The following is a 15,818-nucleotide window of genomic DNA, read 5'->3' as shown; positions in this document are numbered from 1 at the left end:
GAGCTCCTCGTCTCGCTGTGAGCAGGATGGTTGACATCCCGGCTCCAGCCTCCGGCTTCCGGCTCGCGAGTGGCAGGGCCTGAGGTCGGGAACAGGCAGGACGTTGGTCCCATCACGTTCGGACGAGCTCCAGCTTGGCGATCTTGCCGTTGGCCGTCTTGGGCAGCGCGTCGCGGATCTCGACGTATCGCGGGTACTTGTAGGCGGCCAGGCGATCCTTGCAGTAGGCGATCAGCTCCGCTCGCGTGGCGGGCTCGCCTGGCTTGAGCGACACGTACGCGGCGACCTCCTCCCCCAGCCGCGTGTCCGGGACGCCCACGACGGCGGCCTCGGCGACGGCCGGGTGGTGGTAGAGGATCTCCTCCACCTCGCGCGGGTAGACGTTGTAGCCGCCGCGGATGATCAGCTCCTTCTTGCGGTCGATGATGAAGAAGAAGCCGTCCTCGTCGACGTAGCCGAGGTCTCCGGTGTGAAGCCAGCCGCCCGCCATGGCTTCGGCGGTCGCCTGCGGCTGGCCGTGGTAGCCCTTCATGACGTGGAAGCCGCGGGTGACGAGCTCGCCGACGTTGTCGCGGCCGGGTGGAAGCCGGTTGCCCTGTTCGTCCCAGATCTGCGTCTCGGTGCCCCAGATGGGCTTGCCGACGCTGTAGGCCCGCCGCTCGCCGGCGCTGATGTTGAATGTGGTCGTCGAGGCGGTCTCGGTCAGGCCGTAGCCCTCCAGGACGATGATGCCGAAGCGCTGCTCGAAGGCGTCCAGGACGTGGGCCGGGATGGCGGCGCCGCCGGAGATCGCCACGCGCAGCGAGGAGGTGTCGTACCGGTCGAGCTCGGGGTGCTCCAGCACGGCCACGAACATGGTGGGCACGCCCTCGAAGATGGTCACGCGGTCGCGCTGGATCGCCTCCAGGGCGGCCTTGGCGTCGAAGCGCGGGACGAGGGAGAGCGTGCAGCCGAAGCGCACGGCCACGTTCAGGATGCTCGACATGCCGAACACGTGGAACATCGGCAGGATCGTCAGCACGACGTCGCCGGCGCGCACGTCGAACAGCCGGCCGGGGATGTCGGCGTTCATGTAGAGCTGGAGGTGCGTCAGCTCCGCGCCCTTCGGCACTCCGGTGGTGCCCGAGGTGAACACGATGGCCGCGGTGTCGGAGCCGTCTGCGGGGGCGATCGGCCGATGGCCGGGCGCAGGTTCGATCAGGTCGGTGAACGGGGCGGCGGCGGGACAGGCCGCGCCGACGGCGAACACGTCGAAGATGCCTTCTTGCGTGGCGCCCTTGACGGCCTCCCCGGCGACCGGCGTCCAGGTGATGAGCGCGCGGGCCCGGGAGTTGCCCAGGCAGTAGGCGATCTCCCGGGCCTTGAGCAGCGGATTCAGCGGCACGACGACCGCCCCGGTCTTGAGGATGCCGAAGTAGGCCACCACGAACTCGGGGATGTTGGGCAGTTGAAGCCCGACGGCGTCGCCGGAGCGGACGCCCAGGACGGCCAGGCCCTCGGCTACCGCGTCGGACAGCGCGTCCAGCTCGGCGTAGGTCATGGCGCCACCGTCGTGACGGATGGCCGCCTTGCCGGGCGCGGCCTTCGCCGATTCGCGCAGGATGACGGCGAGGTTGAACATGGCTCTCTCCTTCGATCAGGCCGGGTGCGGCTCCGCGACCCTGGTCCGCGTGGGCTTCGGGCCCCGCCGCTTCGCGGCACGCGGCCGGGGAGCCGCTTGCGAGGGGCGGAAGGCGAGGCGCAGCCGCTCGACCTCCCGCTCGATGCCGCGGGCGAGCCCCTCGACCTCGGGCGCGCTGTCGTAGTCGCCGGTGACGCCGAAGGTGACCTGGTCGCAGTAGGTGAAGATGGACACTCTGGTGCGCAGCCGGTTGGCGATGGGGACGTACGGGAGGATCTCCAGGGTCCGCCTGCCGAGCAGGTAGAGGGGCCGGCGGGGGCCGGGGACGTTCGTGGTGACGGTGACGATCTGGCGCTGCGGGAGGTGGGCGGCCAGGCGCATGACGCCGGAGACGGGCGGGAACGGCTCGTGTCCCGCCAGCCTGGTGATGGCCTCCCCGGCCTGCGCCTCCCCGCTCGCCTTCAGCTCGGCCAGGTGCTGGTGGACGGCCCGCAGCCGTTCGGCCGGATCGGTCAGGTGGACGGGCAGGTAGGGCAGCAGGAGCGAGATGCGGTTCTCGCACACGCCTTCCTCGCCGGGCGCGCGGACCGAGACGGGGACGAGCGAGCGTACCGCGTGCGCGAGAGGTTCCTCGCCGCGTTCGCGCAGCAGGGATCGGTACGCCCCGCTGATCGCCGACAGGACCACGTCGTTGAAGGTCACTCCGGCCCGGTGCGCGACCTCCTTGACGTCGTTCAGCGGCGCGCGGGCGACGGCGTAGCGGCGGTGCTCGCCGATCGGGCCGGTCAGGGTGGAGGCGGTCGCCGGCCACAGCGCGCCCGCCAGCGGCACGAGCCCGCGAGCCGCTCCGGCGACGCGCTGGGCGAGGGCGCGCGGCGAGGCCAGTGCCCGGCCGATCATGCGCGCCTGCTCGATGGGGTTGAGCAGGAGGTCGCGCAGCGCGTCGGCGGTGAGCCGCAGGGCCGTCGGCTCGCCGTCGGGGTTCCACTCGTCCGCGGACGGCCCCGGGTTGCCCTCGGGCGACTCGTCGAAGATCACGTAGTAGAGGTGGGTGCCGGACACCCCGTCGACCATGCAGTGGTGCACCTTGGACACCAGCGCCCAGCGGCCCTCGGCCGGCCCTTCGATCACCCAGTATTCCCAGAGGGGGTGGGCCCGGTCGAGCCGCTGGGACATGATGTCGCCGATCAGCTCGCTCAGCTGGGCGTCGCCGCCCGGCGGGGCCAGGGCGACGCGCCGCACGTGGTAGCCGAGGTCGAAGGCGGGGTCGTCGACCCAGACAGGCGGCCCCAGGTCGAGCGGCACCTGCCGTGCCTTCTGCCGGTAGCGCCGCACCAGCGGCAGCCGGGCGCGGATGGCGTCGAGGAACTCCTCCCGGCCCGGCGGCGGGCCCTCCAGGACGGCAACCGATGAGATCGCCATCGACACCTCGGGCTGCTCGTCCTCCAGGGTCAGGAACGCCGCGTCGAGCGGACTCATGTGGTCGGCCATGTCCATCGCCACCTTGCGTATGCCGGTTGGCCTCAGCGTCGTGCGAGGTCAGGAAGGCCGATAGGGCACAAGGTCCCGGGCCGGGCGCTGTTATGCCTGTCGGGCGAGCGGATGCCGGGCGGCCCGGACGGCCGGCCCCTCGCCGTCGAGCCAGCGCAGCACGGCGTCCGCCGTCTCCCGCGGCGCCTCCAGCTGGGGCGTGTGACCCACCCCGTCCAGGACGACGAGCGGCCAGGAAGGATGTGCCCTGGCCAGCGCGCGGGAGGCGGCCACCGGCACCAGCCGGTCGCGTTCGCCGTGCACGAGCAGCGCGGGCGCGCGCACCGACCGGGACGCCGCCCGGTACGACAGCCCGGCCGCCGTCCGCACGACCGATCGGGCCGCCTGCAGGAAGTCCTGGCCGGCGTGCTCCAGCTCGGCACGGTGGCGGGCCAGGCGCACGTGCTCGGCGACGACGCCGGGCGGCACCCGCGCCGGGTCCACGCAGCACAGCCTGAGCATCAGGCCGACAGCGGTCTCGGCCGGCATCGCCCGGCGGCGGGCCATGGCGAGCGTCCCCAGCCAGGGCATGCCGTACAGTGCGAAGACGGCGGCCACCACCGGGTCCGGCAGGGCTCGGCCGAACGGGCCCGCCGCGTCGAGCAGCACCAGGCCCGCCACCGCCTCCGGGTTCGCGGCCGCTTCCAGCAGCGAGATCATGCCGCCCATCGAGTTGCCCATGAGGATCACCGGCACGCCGGCGACCCGCTCGACGAAGCGGTGCAGCAGCAGCCGGTTGGCCGCGACGCCGGACCGCCGCTCGCGCGTGCTGGTCAACCCGTGTCCGGCCAGGTCGGGCGCCAGCAGGCGGCACCGGCCGGTGAGCAGCGGCGCGATGGCGAGCCAGTTCAGCGCCGAGCCACCGAGCCCGTGGACCGCGACCACGACGGGCCCGTCCTGCGGGCCGCCGAAGTCCAGATAGTGGACGCGATCTTCGAGATCGGCCCAGCGGGAGGCGCCGGATGACGGTCTTGTGTCCATGGAGGACCTCACCAGTCCGGGTCAGGACCGGGGACCGGACAGAACGGCGACCGGGCAGCGGGCCCGATGCAGGACCGCGTGGCTGACCGAGCCGAGCACCGCGGAGGTGAACCCGGTCAGGCCGCGCGAGCCCACGACCACCAGCCCTGCGGTCCGCGAGGCCTCGGCCAGGGCGGACACCGGGTGCCGGTGGACCTGCGACTCGACGATCTCGACCCGCGGGTACTTCTCCCGCCAGGGTGCCAAGCGCCTGGGAGCGCCATCGGCGTGCTCGGCCGGCAGGGGGCCGTATCCCGCCGGGTGCGGGGCGAGGGCGGGGAACGGCACAGCGTGGATCACACGGACCCTCGTCCCCCGGGCCGACGCCTGCTCCAGCGCGTATTCCAGCGCCGTCTCCGCATGTGGAGAGCCGTCGTCGCCGACCACGATGTCATCGCCGGAACCGGCGTGGAGCGACCTGACCACCACCAGGGGACAGCCCGTGTGCCCCGCGAGGCCGAGCCCGGCCGAGCCCAGCACCATGCCGGTGAAGGCGCCCAGGCCTCTGCTGCCCACCACCAGGGTGTCGGCCGTTTCCGCCTCGCCGCGCAGGCGCGGCAGGACAGCGCCCGTGACCAGGGCGGTGGAGACCGTCACCGCGGGCGCGACCGCTCGCGCCCGCGCGGCGGCGTTCTCCAGCAGGACGTGGCACCGCTCGGTCAGGGTCTCCACGCCGTGCAACGGGTGTTCGGCGGCCCACGGCTCGCGTACGTGGACGATCCGCAGCGGCCGCTTTCTGAGCCCGGCGTCCTCGGCCGCCCACATCAGGGCCGCCGTCGCCGTCGGCGATCCGTCGAATCCCACCACGACAGCTCTGTTCATCACTGTCCTCCTCCCTGAGGCGGCGGGCGCGGGCGGGGCGCCACCGCCCGCGCCCGCCAGGCGTCAGTGCTCGACGGTGATCCGCCGGCCCTCGGCCTTCTTCTCCTCGGCCAGTCCCACGCTGACCTCCAGGACGCCGCCCTTGTAGACGGCCTTGACGTCATCGGTCCTGGCCGTGGCGGGCAGCGTCACCGTCCGCGAGAGCGACCCGTAGGCGAACTCCGAGCGGTGCGGCTCGGCGGACTTGCGGGTCTTCTCCGCCCGGATGTGCAGCATGCCGCCGTCCACCGTGACCTCGACGTCCTTGTCGGGGTCGATCCCGGGCAACTCGGCACGCAGCACGTACCGGCCGTCGGCGATGTAGTCCTCGACGCGGACGATCTGTCCGAACGGGCGGAACCCGAACATCGGGCTTTCCATCCATGCCAGCAGCTCCGGGAACGTGAACCTGATGTCCCTCCGCTCAGGCAGGTTCATCACAGCCTCCTTCCGTGGGACCCCGGTCCCACACCCCCAGGCCACACCAGGAGGGATCGCCTCTCCAGTGGAGAAGGCCCCGCGCCGGCGGGACCATCGTCACCTTCGCAGGGGCCAGACGCGGGACTTTCGTCCCTGGCGCCGGCGCCGCCGATGACCTGGGCTGGAGGTGTCGAACCCGGTGAAGGGAGGCCACCATGGACTGGCCCCTCGCGATCGTCCTCGTCTCGGTGATCATCGCCGTCATGGTGATCATCACATCGCTCATCGCCCGGCCGAAGAGGTAGCCCCTGGCCGGGATGGACGCACGGGAGCTCAGGCTCCCGTGCGTCCCTGCTTCCCGGACCAGATTTCCCGGACCCGATTTCCCGGGCCGGGGCAGGACCTTCGGCGGGACTTCCGGCCCTGAGGTTCTGCTGGTCGCGGGGCCAGCGTTGGCGGCAGGGAGGTGCGCCATGACCATTCCTGCGCCCACCATCGGCCTCGCGATCAGACGGCTTCTCGTGGCGGCCGGGCAGGCCCCTTCGATGCTCAACACCCAGCCGTGGCGTTTCCAGGTGCACGACGGCCAGGTCATCGACCTGCTGGCGGACTGGGACCGATGGTTGCCGGTGAGCGACCCGCGCGGACGTTCCCTGCACGTGAGCTGCGGGGCCGCCCTGTACAACCTGCGCATCGCGGCTCGCGCGGCCGGCCGGCGACCGGCCGTCCGCCTGCTGCCCGATCTCGAGCACGCGCCGGAGGTGCTGGCCCGCGTCGACCTCACCGTACGCGAGCGGGCCACCGCCGAGGCCTGGCGGCTTTATGCGCTGATCCGGGAGCGGCGCACCAGCAGGGTGCCGTTCGACGAACGCCCTCTCGCGCCGCGGGCGATGGCCGACCTGCGTACGGCCGCCTCGGCCGAGCGCGCCCGGCTGCTCTTCCTGGACCAGCGCAGCGCCGCCGACCTGCTCGACTACGCCGCCATCGCGCAGGACCGGCTCGCCGGCGACGCCGCCTACCTCGCGGAGCTCGCGGCCTGGAGCACCGGCGACGGCGTGCCCGCGTACGTGCACGGACCGCAGGCGAGCGGCGACGCGGACCCCATCCGCGACTTCGGCCACCGCACCGGCAGGGCCCGCTTCGAGCCGCACCCGCGCCTGGCCGTGCTCACCACGGCCGGCGACGAGCCGATCGACTGGCTGCGGGCGGGGCAGGCGCTGCAGCGCGTGCTCCTGGTGGCCGCCGCGCACTCGCTCTCGGCGTCCTTCCTCAACCAGCCGCTCGACCTGCGCGACATGCGGCACCGGACCGACCCTCGGCACCGGCGCGGCCACCCGCAGATGATCATTCGGCTCGGTCACGGCCCGGCGGTCCCCCGCGCCCCGCGCCGCCCCGTCACCGAACTCCTGGCCTGACCAATGGCACCCGGGCAGCGGGACCTTTGCCCCTACCACCGCCGGCGAGCCCGCGCTGCGCTGAAGACACGACCCGAAGGAGGAGCACGATGCACGTCACCGTCAACGAGGTCATGACCCGCGAGGTCATCTCGGTCCACGAAGCCACCCCGTTCAAGGACATCGCCGAAACGCTCATCGAGCACGGCGTCAGCGCCGTCCCGGTGGTCGACGACGCAGGCCGCGTCCTCGGCGTCGTCTCCGAGGCCGACCTGCTGTGCAAGGAGGAGTTTCAGGAGCTCTACTACCAGGAGGGCTACAAGCCGCCCCTGCGGGCCCGGCTGCGCCACCGCCTGTCCCCGGAGAGCGCCGGCATGCGCCGCAAGGCCGCCGGCGACACCGCCGCCGAGCTGATGACCGCCCCCGCCGTCACCATCCCCGCCACCGCCGCGGTCGTGAGGGCCGCCCGCGCGATGGACGAGCACGGCGTCAAGCGCCTCGTCGTCACCGCCGACGGCGGCATCCTGCGCGGCATCGTGAGCCGGCGCGACCTGCTGAAGGTCTTCGTCCGCTCCGACGCCGACATCGCCCGCACGATCCGCGAGGACGTGCTGGAACGATCGCTCTGGGTCGAGACCCTCGGCATCAAGGTGGAGGCCGAGCACGGCGTCGTGACGCTGAGCGGCTGGATGGACCGCCGCAGCGACGCCAGGATCGCCGTCCGGATGGCCGGCCGCGTGGACGGCGTGGTCGACGTCATCGACAAGCTCAGCTGGAAGCATGACGACACGAACTGGGGCACGTGACGGAACGGAGGCCGGCATGCGATCGGCGAGATTGACCTTCCTGGGCGGGGCCGGGATCGTGACGGGCAGCAAGTTCCTGCTCGACCTGCCCGGCGGCGGCCGGATCCTGCTTGACTGCGGGCTGTTCCAGGGGCAGCGCGAGCTGCGCCGCAGGAACTGGGCCACCTTCCCGGTCCCGCCGTCGTCGGTGTCGGCCGTGGTCCTCAGCCACGCGCACCTGGACCACTGCGGTTACCTGCCGGCGTTGGTTCGCCAGGGGTTCGGCGGGCCGATCCTCGCGACACCGCACACCGCGCGGCTGGCCGCGATCGTGCTGAACGACAGCGCCCGGCTGATGGCCGACGAGGCGGAGCACGCCAACGCGCACGGCTGGTCCAGGCACCGCCCGGCCGTACCGCTCTACGACGACAAGGACGTCGCCGCCACGCTGAACCTGTTCGACCCGATCGAGCACGAACAACCCGCCGATGTGTCCGAAGCCCGGCTGCGCCTGCACCGGGCCGGGCACATCCTGGGCTCGTCGTGGTGCGAGCTCATCCTGCCCGGCGGCAGAACCCTGGTGCACACCGGCGACCTCGGGCGACCGGCCCATCCGCTGCTCAACCCGCCGGCGCCGTTCGCGGGGGCGGACGTCCTGCTCGTCGAGTCCACCTACGGCAACCGCTGTCACGACGACACGCACGCGCTGTGGGGCCTGGCCATGGCCATCAACCGGACGGTGCACCGAGGCGGCTCGGTGCTCATCCCCGCCTTCGCGGTGGACCGTACCGAGGTCATCATCTACCGGATCCGGGAGCTGCGGCACTGCGGCATGATCCCGGACGTCCCGGTGTACGTGGACAGCCCCATGGGGCTGGCGGCCCGCGACGTCTACCTGGAGGCCATCGGGTCGCCGGAGCTGCGCCCGGGGCTCACCCGCGACGCGCTCGACCCGCCCTGGCTGCGTGAACTCCGTACCAAGGAGGAGTCGATGAGCGTCAACGACCCTGACCGGCCGTCGATCATCATCTCGGCCTCCGGGATGGCCAGTGGCGGCCGCGTCCTGCACCACCTGCGCCACCTGTTGCCGGACCCGCGCATGACCGTGGTCGTCGTCGGCTTCGCCGCTCTCGGCACCCGCTCGCGCGACCTGGTGGACGGCGCCACCTCACTCAAGATCCACGGGCACTACGTGCCGGTCCGCGCGGAGGTCGTGAACCTGCCTGGATTCTCCGTCCATTCCGACGCCGGCGAAACCATCGCCTGGCTGCGCACGGCCGACCGGGCGCCCGAGGCCACCTACGTGGTGCACGGCGAGCCCGGCGCCGCCGTCGCGTTGCGCGACCGAATCGGCGCCGAGCTCGGCTGGCTCGCGGTCGTTCCCCGGACTGACGAGCACGTCCTGCTCTGAACGCTCGCAACCATCAAGCGACGAACGCTCGTGGTGTCAGGCGACGAACGTCGTAGCTGTCAGGCGACCGTGGCGTCCAGATCGAGGTAAACGTCCTGTACGGCGTGCAGCAGCGCGATACCGTCGGCCATCGGCCGCTGGAAGGACTTGCGCCCCACGATCAGCCCCATCCCGCCGGCTCGCTTGTTGATCACAGCGGTGCGCACCGCCTGCGCCAGGTCGTCCTGCCCGCCCGAGGCCCCACCGGAGTTGATCAGCCCGACGCGCCCCATGTAGCAGTTGGCCACCTGCCAGCGGGTCAGCTCGACCCTCCCGCGTGGGGCAAGGCCCAGGCGTGCACCGCGCGCAGGACCGCACCACGCAGCTCCGCCTCGGCGAAGGCGGTCTCCAGCACCCGGCCGGCGTTCGGCGAGCCGTCCACGCCGACCACGATCTCCGCGCGGGGCAGGGACGGCGGCGCGTGGATCACGGCCACGTCACAGGGTGCGTGCCCGGCCACGCCGAACGCCACCGGCCCCACGAGCAGGCCGCGCACGCCGCCAATGCCGTGACTGCCGATGACCAGCAGCTCGGCCTCGCGCGCGGCCCTGATCAAGGCGGTGCGCGGGTCTCCGGGCGCCAGAGCCGCCTCCCTGGCCGCCCAGCCTGTCGCTTCCAGCGCGGCCCGAGAGCCGTCCACTCCAACAACGATCATCTCGGTCGCCTCCTCTCCTCCCATCACAGGGCCGGGGTCAAGGAGCGGCCCAGTGTCAAAGGTCCTTCGTCGCCCGCCACACGTCGGTTCCCGCGTCAGGCGAACGATGCCCGCCCTCCGCTGTCCGGATCACGGCCAGCGGACCAGGAGCAGGATCGCCAGGACCACACCCGCGCACAGACCCGCGAACATGAGGAGGTTCTTGATCCAGGTCGTGAAACCGGTGACCATGCGGCCCCGGTAGGTGACGAACTTGCCGTGCGCCTCCTTCGCTGCCTGGCCGGAGCGGCCGAGGGCGAAGGCGGCGGCCGCCGCGATCAGGAGGGTCGCCCACGTGTTCATCGCAGATCACCAGCTTTCGCTTGCCAGGGTCCCCGCGTGCCCGCAGGAAGGAGGGGACGTGCTTCAGAGGTCTCTGCGGCCGTCAAGGCTGTCAGTACGGCGGCGAAGGCCAGGAACAGCGCGCCGCAGGCCAGGCCGATCAGCATGCGGGCGGGCGGCAGGCCGCCGAGGAGCATCGCGGTCTCGTACCAGGTGGCGGCTCGTGTGGCCGCACCACGGCGACCGGGCAGGCCAGGTGGTGCAGCACCCCATGGCTGACCGAGCCGAACACGGCCGAGGCGAAGCCGCCCAGGCCACGCGAGCCCACCACCACTAGATCCGCCGTGCCGCCGGCCTTGGTCAGAGCGTTCACGGGATGGCCGGCCACCTGTTCACCGGTGATCCGGATATCCGGGTTCTTCTCCCGCCACCTCGTCACGTGTTCGTCCGCCGCGCGGATCTCCTCCTCGTACACCGCCTGCACCAGGTGCTGGTGGGCGACCGCGTACGGCGAGTAGATCGGCGCCTGCCAGGCGTAGACCACGCGCAACCGCACTTCGCGGGCGCGAGCCTGGTCGACGGCGTACTGCATGGCGGCCTCGGAGTGCGCCGACCCGTCATACCCGACCACAACCTGATCATGCTGCACCACGGACGGCCCGCGCACGATCACCACCGGACCTGCGGCATGACCGGCGACGCCCAGCCCCACCGAGCCGACGACCAGCCCGGCGAACCCGCCCAGTCCCCGGCCGCCCAGCACCACGCTGTCGGCGACCGCCGCCTCTTCGATCAGGGTCTCGATGACGTTCCCTGCCAGCCGGTCCGTACTGGCCACGACGTCGCGGGTGAGCTCCCGTGCCCGTTCTGCTGCCGCGGCCAGCGTCCGGGCGCAGTACTCGGCCGCTTCCCCGCCACAGGACGACTGCTCACACACGTGCACCACGCGCAGGCTCAGACCCCTGCGCTGCGCGTCGGCGGCGGCCCATTCCAAGGCCGCCGTCGCCGGTGTGGATCCGTCCACGCCGACCACGATGTGTCCGGCCATCACGCACCTCCTCCGCTCTTCCCTCCAGCCTCGCGCGATTCCTGGCCGGGCACCCGGGGACGAGGTCCTCATCCGCACTTCATCGGTCCTCGGCTTCGACGCCTTTCGACCTGTCCGGCAGGGTGTCCAGGCCCGATGACGGCTCATCGGGGACAAAGGTCCCTGCCGGCCGGGCAACACAGCCGCCGGCGGGCGAGGTCTGAAGGACAGCAAGCGCGCCCAGACCATGCGCAGCAGCCCCCGTCCCGAGGCCCGTTCCGGTCTATGGCGGGAGTACGGCCAGAGGCGGCGTCAGGTGGGCAAGCACGACGAGTTTCGACGCGGGGCCTGCCGGGCCGATCGGCGGGCACCCTGCGACCTTCGCCCCTGACCCCGGCCCCGACGCGGCGGTTGAGTGAGGTGAAAGGACATGTCGACGGGCACCTGAGGGTGCCTCTCGGAGGCAATCATGTACCGGATCCTCACAGCGATGTTGTCCGGTGCCGTGGCCGTCGTCCTGGCCACCGGCACGGCCCTCGCCGCAACCCCGGCGCCGAGCCCCAGCTCGACGCCATCCACCAGACCCACGGTCACGACCAGCGAACCCACCAGCGAACCACCGACCGACGAGCCGACGGACGAGCCGACCACTCCGGTGCCCGCGGCAGCGATCACGGTGTCGCCGAAGGTCGTCAGCAGCCAGGGCGACTGGGTCAAGATCACCGTCATCCTGCCGGGCGGTACCGACGCGGCCGTGGTGCAGTCGCGGGCCTTCGGCCGCCACGCGCTGGACGGCAAGACCGCACTGACCGTACGCACCTACGCTGGCCTGCCGGGCGGCGCCTACCAGGTGTCGCTGTTCGGCAACGGCACCGACCTCGACGCCCAGACCTGGCTCCGCGTGGGCTACCCCAAGCCGATCGGACCGGCCAAGACCGGCGACGGCGCCACCCAGCCTGACCCGGCACCGTACGCCGTCGGCCTCGGCCTGATCGCGGCGGGCGGCCTGGCCGCCACCGCCGCGGTCCTGCGCCGCCGGGACGATGGCTGAGCGCCGGCCGGGCCGCCGCCGCTGCGCGGCGGCCTGGGCCGCCGTGGCCGTCGTGCTCGTCGCCGCCGGGACGTTCCTGCTCCTGTCGGCCCGGCAGGGCCCGGGACCGCCGCCGGTCGCGCAGCCGGCCCCCAGCGCCACCAGCGCTCCCGCCGGCACCGTCGAGCTGCGGCCGCTGCTCCGGTCCGCGCCCACGCGCCTGCTCATCCCGTCCATCGAGGTGGACGCGCCGGTCGTGGCGATGGGGCTGAATGCCGACGGCGCCGCTGGTGAGCCGCCGCTGAGCAAGCCGTACCTGGTGAGCTGGTTCGCCGACGGCGCGGCCCCCGGCGAGATCGGTGTCGCCGCCTTCTACGGGCATGTCGACTCGCGCCGCAGCGGTCCCGCCGTCTTCTACCGGGTCGCCCAGCTCCAGCGTGGCGCGCTCGTGCAGGTGCCGCGTGAGGACGGCCGGACGGCCACCTTCCACATCTACACCGTCGAGCGTTACCCCAAGAGCGACTTCCCCACCGACCACGTCTACGGCGAGACCGACCGGCCGGAGATCAGGCTGATCACCTGCGGCGGCTCCTTCGACAGCACCGCCGGCTCCTACCGCGACAACATCGTCGCCTTCGGCGCCCTCACGGACGACCCGGCCTGATCGGCGCGCTGCCCGGGGGCTCTGCCCGTTCAGGGGCAGAGCCTTGGAGGTACCGCACGCGAGAGGAGCGCCCGATGACGGGGACATCCGACGAAGCACTCGCTCAGCTCGCCCGCGACGGCGTGAACGCCGCCGAACAGGCGATGACCGTGCGGGACCCGCTCCAGCAGACCGCCCCACCGGCCCGGGTGACGCTCCGCCTCGGTCTGGGCCGAGCGCAGCGGAGAAGGGCCCTTGGACCCTACGCAAGCGGCTGAGCCGGGTGAAACGATGCACGTGTCTGCGAGACGAACGAGAGCGCCGCCCCCGCAACGTGGGAAGGGCCGGCTCGATGGTCTCCTCAACATAGATCCGCACCTGGCGAAGAGCCCGCATGGACGCCGGCACCCGGGCCACCCGCTCGGAATTCCCTGCGGGGACGCTTCCATGCGGGCTCCGGGTGCGCCACCCACCACCTCCACGGGCAACGGTAAGACCTACAGGGTCGGCGGCGTCGTCAAGCGGGCGGTCACGCCACGCGGTACCTTCCACGTCCGATGGCAGGTGAACGGCTGGGACAAGGGGACGCTCGGCTCGCTGTGTACCGGCCGCGCTACTTCAACGGCGGCATCGCGGTGCACGGCTACGGCTCTGTCCCGCCGTACCCCGCCTCGCACGGCTGCGTGCGTGTGAGCCTGGCCGCGATGGACTGGATCTGGAGCAGTCCGTGGCTGAAGCCAGGCGATGTGGTCCTCGTGAGATGATCAATCTCCTGCTCGACCGGGGGTCAGCCCTCCTCCGCCTCCGCGTGACGCCCGGCGGCGCCGCGGACCACCACGACGGGACAGCGCGCGTGGTGCAGGACCCCTCTGCTGACCGACCCGAGCAGCAGCGAGCCGAGCGCACCCCGGCCGTGGGAGCCGACGATCAGCAGGTCGCACGCGGTGCCGGTGAGGGCGTCCACGGGGTGTGCGTTCTGGATGTCCTCCACCAGGTTCACCTCGGGATGCCTGGCCTCCCATGGTGCGATCCGCCCGCGGACCATCTCGTGCCTGGTGGCGTGGATCTCGTCCGCGTCGAAGAAGATCTCGGGGGCGAAGGCGTGCACCGGCACCTGCCAGGCGTGGACGAGACGTAGCGTGGCGCCTCGCAGGCCGGCCTGCTCGAAGGCGTAGGCGATCGCCGGCTCGCAGCTGTCGGAGTCGTCGATGCCGACCGCGATCTCGCCGGCCCGCTCGCGGGGTCCGGCACGCACCACGACCACCGGGCAAGGCGCCTGCACTGCCACCTTCATGGTCACCGATCCGAGCAGGGCTCGGGTGAAGCCGCCCAGTCCTCGGTCGCCGATGACGAGTTCGTCCGCCTGCTGCGCCTGTTCCTGGAGAACGACGGCGGGCACGCCCTCGACTACCTGGGTGACCACCGGAACCGTGGGTTGCCGGGAGCGCGCCACCGCCTCGGCCGTCTCTAGCATCCGCACCGCCGCGCGCGATAGGACATCCTCCGGGCCGGGAACGGCTTGTTCCGCGCCACGCTGGATGTGGACGTAGTGGGGTTGTCGGTCGTTGATGGTGTTGATCAGCGACCGAGGGGTGGGTTGAGCATGTCCGGTTTCGTGTGCGACGCCATCGTGAGCATGAGCGCCTGTGTCGCAATCGGGAGATCTTGCCGGTGGCGATCAGTCGGCGTGGTTGTGCCTGTCCCGGTCGGTGAAGATGGCGACCAGCAGGCCGATGGGTAGTCCGCCTTCGCGGGGGTGGCGGAAGTGCTGGTCAAGGTGGAGGCGGTAGCGGTTGCGGCGGCCGTCGCGTTCGCGGGTCAGGTAGCCGGCCTGGTCCAGGTCGTTGATGATGGCATGCACGGCGCGTTCGGTGATGCCCAGGTTCGCGGCGATGTCGCGCTGCCGCGCCTCGGGGTTGCGGGCGAGCTGCACCAGGACGCGGGCGTGATGGGTGAGGAAGGTCCAGGTGGCGCGACGGTCGTCGGATGAGGTCACGGCTCCCCGCCTTCTCCGCTCTGTTCTCCTGCTTGCCGAAGGGGACGGCAGGACTCTTTCCTGAAGATATTATGCCGAATCATGCTTCCTGTATCGGGCTTCGTGCATGCCGTTGGGCGAGGCGAACCATGGCGCGATCCGGGTGAAGGCTGCGGGTTGGTGACGGTAGGAGATCAATCGGATCGTCCGGGTTGATCATCGGGGAGGTCGGCCGTCACGGTGACCGTGTTCCGAGTGACGTGAGTCACATGGCAACGGCCCTCCCGGTATCGATTGGCGGCGAGCTCGGGAGGGCCGTGCGAGCGTGCCCGGAGGCACCTTGATCACGGTAGAGGTCGACGCGGCTGAGGTCGAGCGGCGATTACGAGCAGGACAGATCACGTGCCCCTCGTGCGGGGGCGTGCTGGCCGGGTGGGGGTTCGGGCGTCGGCGCCGGTTGCGGGGCATGGGCCAGGCGCTGATCGAGATCCGGCCGCGGCGGACGCGCTGCGGCTCCTGCGCGCGGACGCATGTGTTGCTGCCGGTCACGGGGTTGCTGCGGCGGGCTGACGGGGTCGAGGTGGTCGGGGCCGCGTTGGAGGCCAAGGCCCGGGGCGCGGGGCATCGGCGGATCGCTGCCGGCCTGGGCCGTCCGCCGTCGACAGTCCGGGGCTGGCTGCGACGCTTCGCCGCGTCGGCCGGGCGGGTGCGGGCCGTCTTCACCACGGTGCTGGTGCGAGTGGCGGGCAGCACGCAGCTGGTCCTTCCCGCGGCGGCAGAGACGGAGTTCGCCGATGCGGTGGCCGCCGTCGTCGCCTTGTCCATGGCCGTGGGGCGGCGCTTCGCCGAGCGCTTCTTCGTCAACACGTTGTCCCCGTGGCTGGTGGCCTGCGCGGTGACCGGCGGCCGGCTGCTGGCGCCGCCCGGGCGAGGCGAGTTGATCAACACGAGTGCGCTCTTGGGAGCGGTGATGTGAGCGCGGCACCATTCTCGGTGATCTTTGTCGTCGATCACGAGGGAGTGGTGCGAGGGTGTCGAAGGCCGATGAGGAGGCGCGTCGGCGAGCCGAGCGCGCCCAGAAGGTGG

General features: G+C 71.9%; 17 protein-coding genes and 1 pseudogene. 7 read left to right on the top strand and 11 right to left on the bottom strand.

From position 1 onward, the window contains the following. Positions 1-112: 112 nt before the first annotated feature. The 5 genes from AB0K28_RS19985 to AB0K28_RS19965 form a co-directional block, all read right to left on the bottom strand. The gene (locus tag AB0K28_RS19985) at positions 113-1,621 is read right to left on the bottom strand and encodes a long-chain fatty acid--CoA ligase (protein WP_364371885.1); all 1,509 of its coding nucleotides are present in this window, start codon (positions 1,619-1,621) and stop codon (positions 113-115) included. Positions 1,622-1,636: 15 nt separating this feature from the next. Continuing rightward, positions 1,637-3,112, bottom strand: a complete 1,476-nt coding sequence (locus tag AB0K28_RS19980; RefSeq protein WP_364371882.1) for a wax ester/triacylglycerol synthase family O-acyltransferase — start codon at positions 3,110-3,112, stop codon at positions 1,637-1,639. A 90-nt stretch (positions 3,113-3,202) separates the two neighbouring features. Continuing rightward, positions 3,203-4,132: an alpha/beta hydrolase gene (locus AB0K28_RS19975; RefSeq protein WP_364371879.1), complete on the bottom strand. Its 930-nt coding sequence runs from the start codon at positions 4,130-4,132 to the stop codon at positions 3,203-3,205. 21 nt (positions 4,133-4,153) lie between these two features. After that, the gene (locus AB0K28_RS19970) at positions 4,154-4,993 is read right to left on the bottom strand and encodes a universal stress protein (RefSeq protein ID WP_364371876.1); all 840 of its coding nucleotides are present in this window, start codon (positions 4,991-4,993) and stop codon (positions 4,154-4,156) included. A gap of 63 nt (positions 4,994-5,056) precedes the next feature. Beyond that, positions 5,057-5,470, bottom strand: a complete 414-nt coding sequence (locus AB0K28_RS19965) for an Hsp20/alpha crystallin family protein (protein WP_364371873.1) — start codon at positions 5,468-5,470, stop codon at positions 5,057-5,059. A 455-nt stretch (positions 5,471-5,925) separates the two neighbouring features. On the opposite strand from AB0K28_RS19965, the gene AB0K28_RS19960 reads away from it, so the two are divergent. The 3 genes from AB0K28_RS19960 to AB0K28_RS19950 all read left to right on the top strand — a co-directional run bounded on the left by AB0K28_RS19960 (position 5,926) and on the right by AB0K28_RS19950 (position 9,042). Next, complete coding sequence (locus AB0K28_RS19960) at positions 5,926-6,867, top strand: hypothetical protein (RefSeq protein ID WP_364371870.1); 942 nt, start codon at positions 5,926-5,928, stop codon at positions 6,865-6,867. A gap of 89 nt (positions 6,868-6,956) precedes the next feature. Then, entirely contained in the window at positions 6,957-7,652 is a 696-nt protein-coding gene (locus AB0K28_RS19955) for a CBS domain-containing protein (protein WP_364371867.1), read from the top strand. 16 nt (positions 7,653-7,668) lie between these two features. After that, the gene (locus AB0K28_RS19950) at positions 7,669-9,042 is read left to right on the top strand and encodes an MBL fold metallo-hydrolase (protein WP_364371864.1); all 1,374 of its coding nucleotides are present in this window, start codon (positions 7,669-7,671) and stop codon (positions 9,040-9,042) included. A gap of 59 nt (positions 9,043-9,101) precedes the next feature. Here the strand turns inward: AB0K28_RS19950 and AB0K28_RS19945 are convergent, their stop codons facing one another. The 4 genes from AB0K28_RS19945 to AB0K28_RS19930 all read right to left on the bottom strand — a co-directional run bounded on the left by AB0K28_RS19945 (position 9,102) and on the right by AB0K28_RS19930 (position 11,105). Then, on the bottom strand, positions 9,102-9,329 hold the full coding sequence (locus AB0K28_RS19945) for a hypothetical protein (RefSeq protein WP_364371861.1): 228 nt from the start codon (positions 9,327-9,329) through the stop codon (positions 9,102-9,104). Positions 9,330-9,340: 11 nt separating this feature from the next. Further along, the gene (locus tag AB0K28_RS19940; RefSeq protein WP_364371858.1) at positions 9,341-9,736 is read right to left on the bottom strand and encodes a universal stress protein; all 396 of its coding nucleotides are present in this window, start codon (positions 9,734-9,736) and stop codon (positions 9,341-9,343) included. Between the two features lie 129 nt (positions 9,737-9,865). Further along, positions 9,866-10,078: a hypothetical protein gene (locus AB0K28_RS19935; RefSeq protein ID WP_364371855.1), complete on the bottom strand. Its 213-nt coding sequence runs from the start codon at positions 10,076-10,078 to the stop codon at positions 9,866-9,868. A gap of 139 nt (positions 10,079-10,217) precedes the next feature. Continuing rightward, a complete protein-coding gene (locus tag AB0K28_RS19930; RefSeq protein ID WP_364371852.1) occupies positions 10,218-11,105 on the bottom strand; it encodes a universal stress protein in 888 nt (295 codons plus the stop codon). A gap of 469 nt (positions 11,106-11,574) precedes the next feature. Between AB0K28_RS19930 and AB0K28_RS19925 the strand changes: the two genes are divergently transcribed. The 3 genes and pseudogenes from AB0K28_RS19925 to AB0K28_RS19915 all read left to right on the top strand — a co-directional run. Beyond that, a complete protein-coding gene (locus AB0K28_RS19925; RefSeq protein ID WP_364371849.1) occupies positions 11,575-12,135 on the top strand; it encodes a hypothetical protein in 561 nt (186 codons plus the stop codon). Next, positions 12,128-12,778, top strand: a complete 651-nt coding sequence (locus AB0K28_RS19920; RefSeq protein ID WP_364371846.1) for a class F sortase — start codon at positions 12,128-12,130, stop codon at positions 12,776-12,778. The genes AB0K28_RS19925 and AB0K28_RS19920 overlap by 8 nt, the downstream gene beginning before the upstream one ends. Before the next feature lie 453 nt (positions 12,779-13,231). Then, positions 13,232-13,521, top strand: a pseudogene (locus tag AB0K28_RS19915) (L,D-transpeptidase); the annotation flags it as partial. 23 nt (positions 13,522-13,544) lie between these two features. Here AB0K28_RS19915 and AB0K28_RS19910 read toward each other — a convergent pair. Further along, the gene (locus tag AB0K28_RS19910; RefSeq protein WP_364372541.1) at positions 13,545-14,297 is read right to left on the bottom strand and encodes a universal stress protein; all 753 of its coding nucleotides are present in this window, start codon (positions 14,295-14,297) and stop codon (positions 13,545-13,547) included. A 138-nt stretch (positions 14,298-14,435) separates the two neighbouring features. After that, positions 14,436-14,753: a helix-turn-helix domain-containing protein gene (locus AB0K28_RS19905; RefSeq protein ID WP_364371843.1), complete on the bottom strand. Its 318-nt coding sequence runs from the start codon at positions 14,751-14,753 to the stop codon at positions 14,436-14,438. A 319-nt stretch (positions 14,754-15,072) separates the two neighbouring features. Between AB0K28_RS19905 and AB0K28_RS19900 the strand changes: the two genes are divergently transcribed. Then, positions 15,073-15,708: a hypothetical protein gene (locus AB0K28_RS19900; protein ID WP_364371840.1), complete on the top strand. Its 636-nt coding sequence runs from the start codon at positions 15,073-15,075 to the stop codon at positions 15,706-15,708. Positions 15,709-15,818 lie beyond the last annotated feature (110 nt).

Source organism: Nonomuraea sp. NPDC049504, assembly GCF_040676845.1.
In the GTDB taxonomy this organism is placed as follows: Bacteria; Actinomycetota; Actinomycetes; order Streptosporangiales; family Streptosporangiaceae; genus Nonomuraea; species Nonomuraea salmonea.
The sequence above is the reverse complement of the archived record's forward strand: the minus strand, read 5'-3'. Positions and strand labels throughout refer to the sequence as shown.

Bases quoted from the DNA above. Each gene is read 5' to 3' on its own strand.
- AB0K28_RS19980 (WP_364371882.1), bottom strand. From the start codon at position 3,112: ATGGCCGACCACATGAGTCCGCTCGACGCGGCGTTCCTGACCCTGGAG.
- AB0K28_RS19950 (WP_364371864.1), top strand. From the start codon at position 7,669: ATGCGATCGGCGAGATTGACCTTCCTGGGCGGGGCCGGGATCGTGACG.
- AB0K28_RS19985 (WP_364371885.1), bottom strand. From the start codon at position 1,621: ATGTTCAACCTCGCCGTCATCCTGCGCGAATCGGCGAAGGCCGCGCCC.
- AB0K28_RS19960 (WP_364371870.1), top strand. From the start codon at position 5,926: ATGACCATTCCTGCGCCCACCATCGGCCTCGCGATCAGACGGCTTCTC.
- AB0K28_RS19930 (WP_364371852.1), bottom strand. From the start codon at position 11,105: ATGGCCGGACACATCGTGGTCGGCGTGGACGGATCCACACCGGCGACG.
- AB0K28_RS19970 (WP_364371876.1), bottom strand. From the start codon at position 4,993: ATGAACAGAGCTGTCGTGGTGGGATTCGACGGATCGCCGACGGCGACG.
- AB0K28_RS19935 (WP_364371855.1), bottom strand. From the start codon at position 10,078: ATGAACACGTGGGCGACCCTCCTGATCGCGGCGGCCGCCGCCTTCGCC.
- AB0K28_RS19920 (WP_364371846.1), top strand. From the start codon at position 12,128: ATGGCTGAGCGCCGGCCGGGCCGCCGCCGCTGCGCGGCGGCCTGGGCC.
- AB0K28_RS19965 (WP_364371873.1), bottom strand. From the start codon at position 5,470: ATGAACCTGCCTGAGCGGAGGGACATCAGGTTCACGTTCCCGGAGCTG.
- AB0K28_RS19940 (WP_364371858.1), bottom strand. From the start codon at position 9,736: ATGATCGTTGTTGGAGTGGACGGCTCTCGGGCCGCGCTGGAAGCGACA.
- AB0K28_RS19925 (WP_364371849.1), top strand. From the start codon at position 11,575: ATGTTGTCCGGTGCCGTGGCCGTCGTCCTGGCCACCGGCACGGCCCTC.
- AB0K28_RS19975 (WP_364371879.1), bottom strand. From the start codon at position 4,132: ATGGACACAAGACCGTCATCCGGCGCCTCCCGCTGGGCCGATCTCGAA.
- AB0K28_RS19955 (WP_364371867.1), top strand. From the start codon at position 6,957: ATGCACGTCACCGTCAACGAGGTCATGACCCGCGAGGTCATCTCGGTC.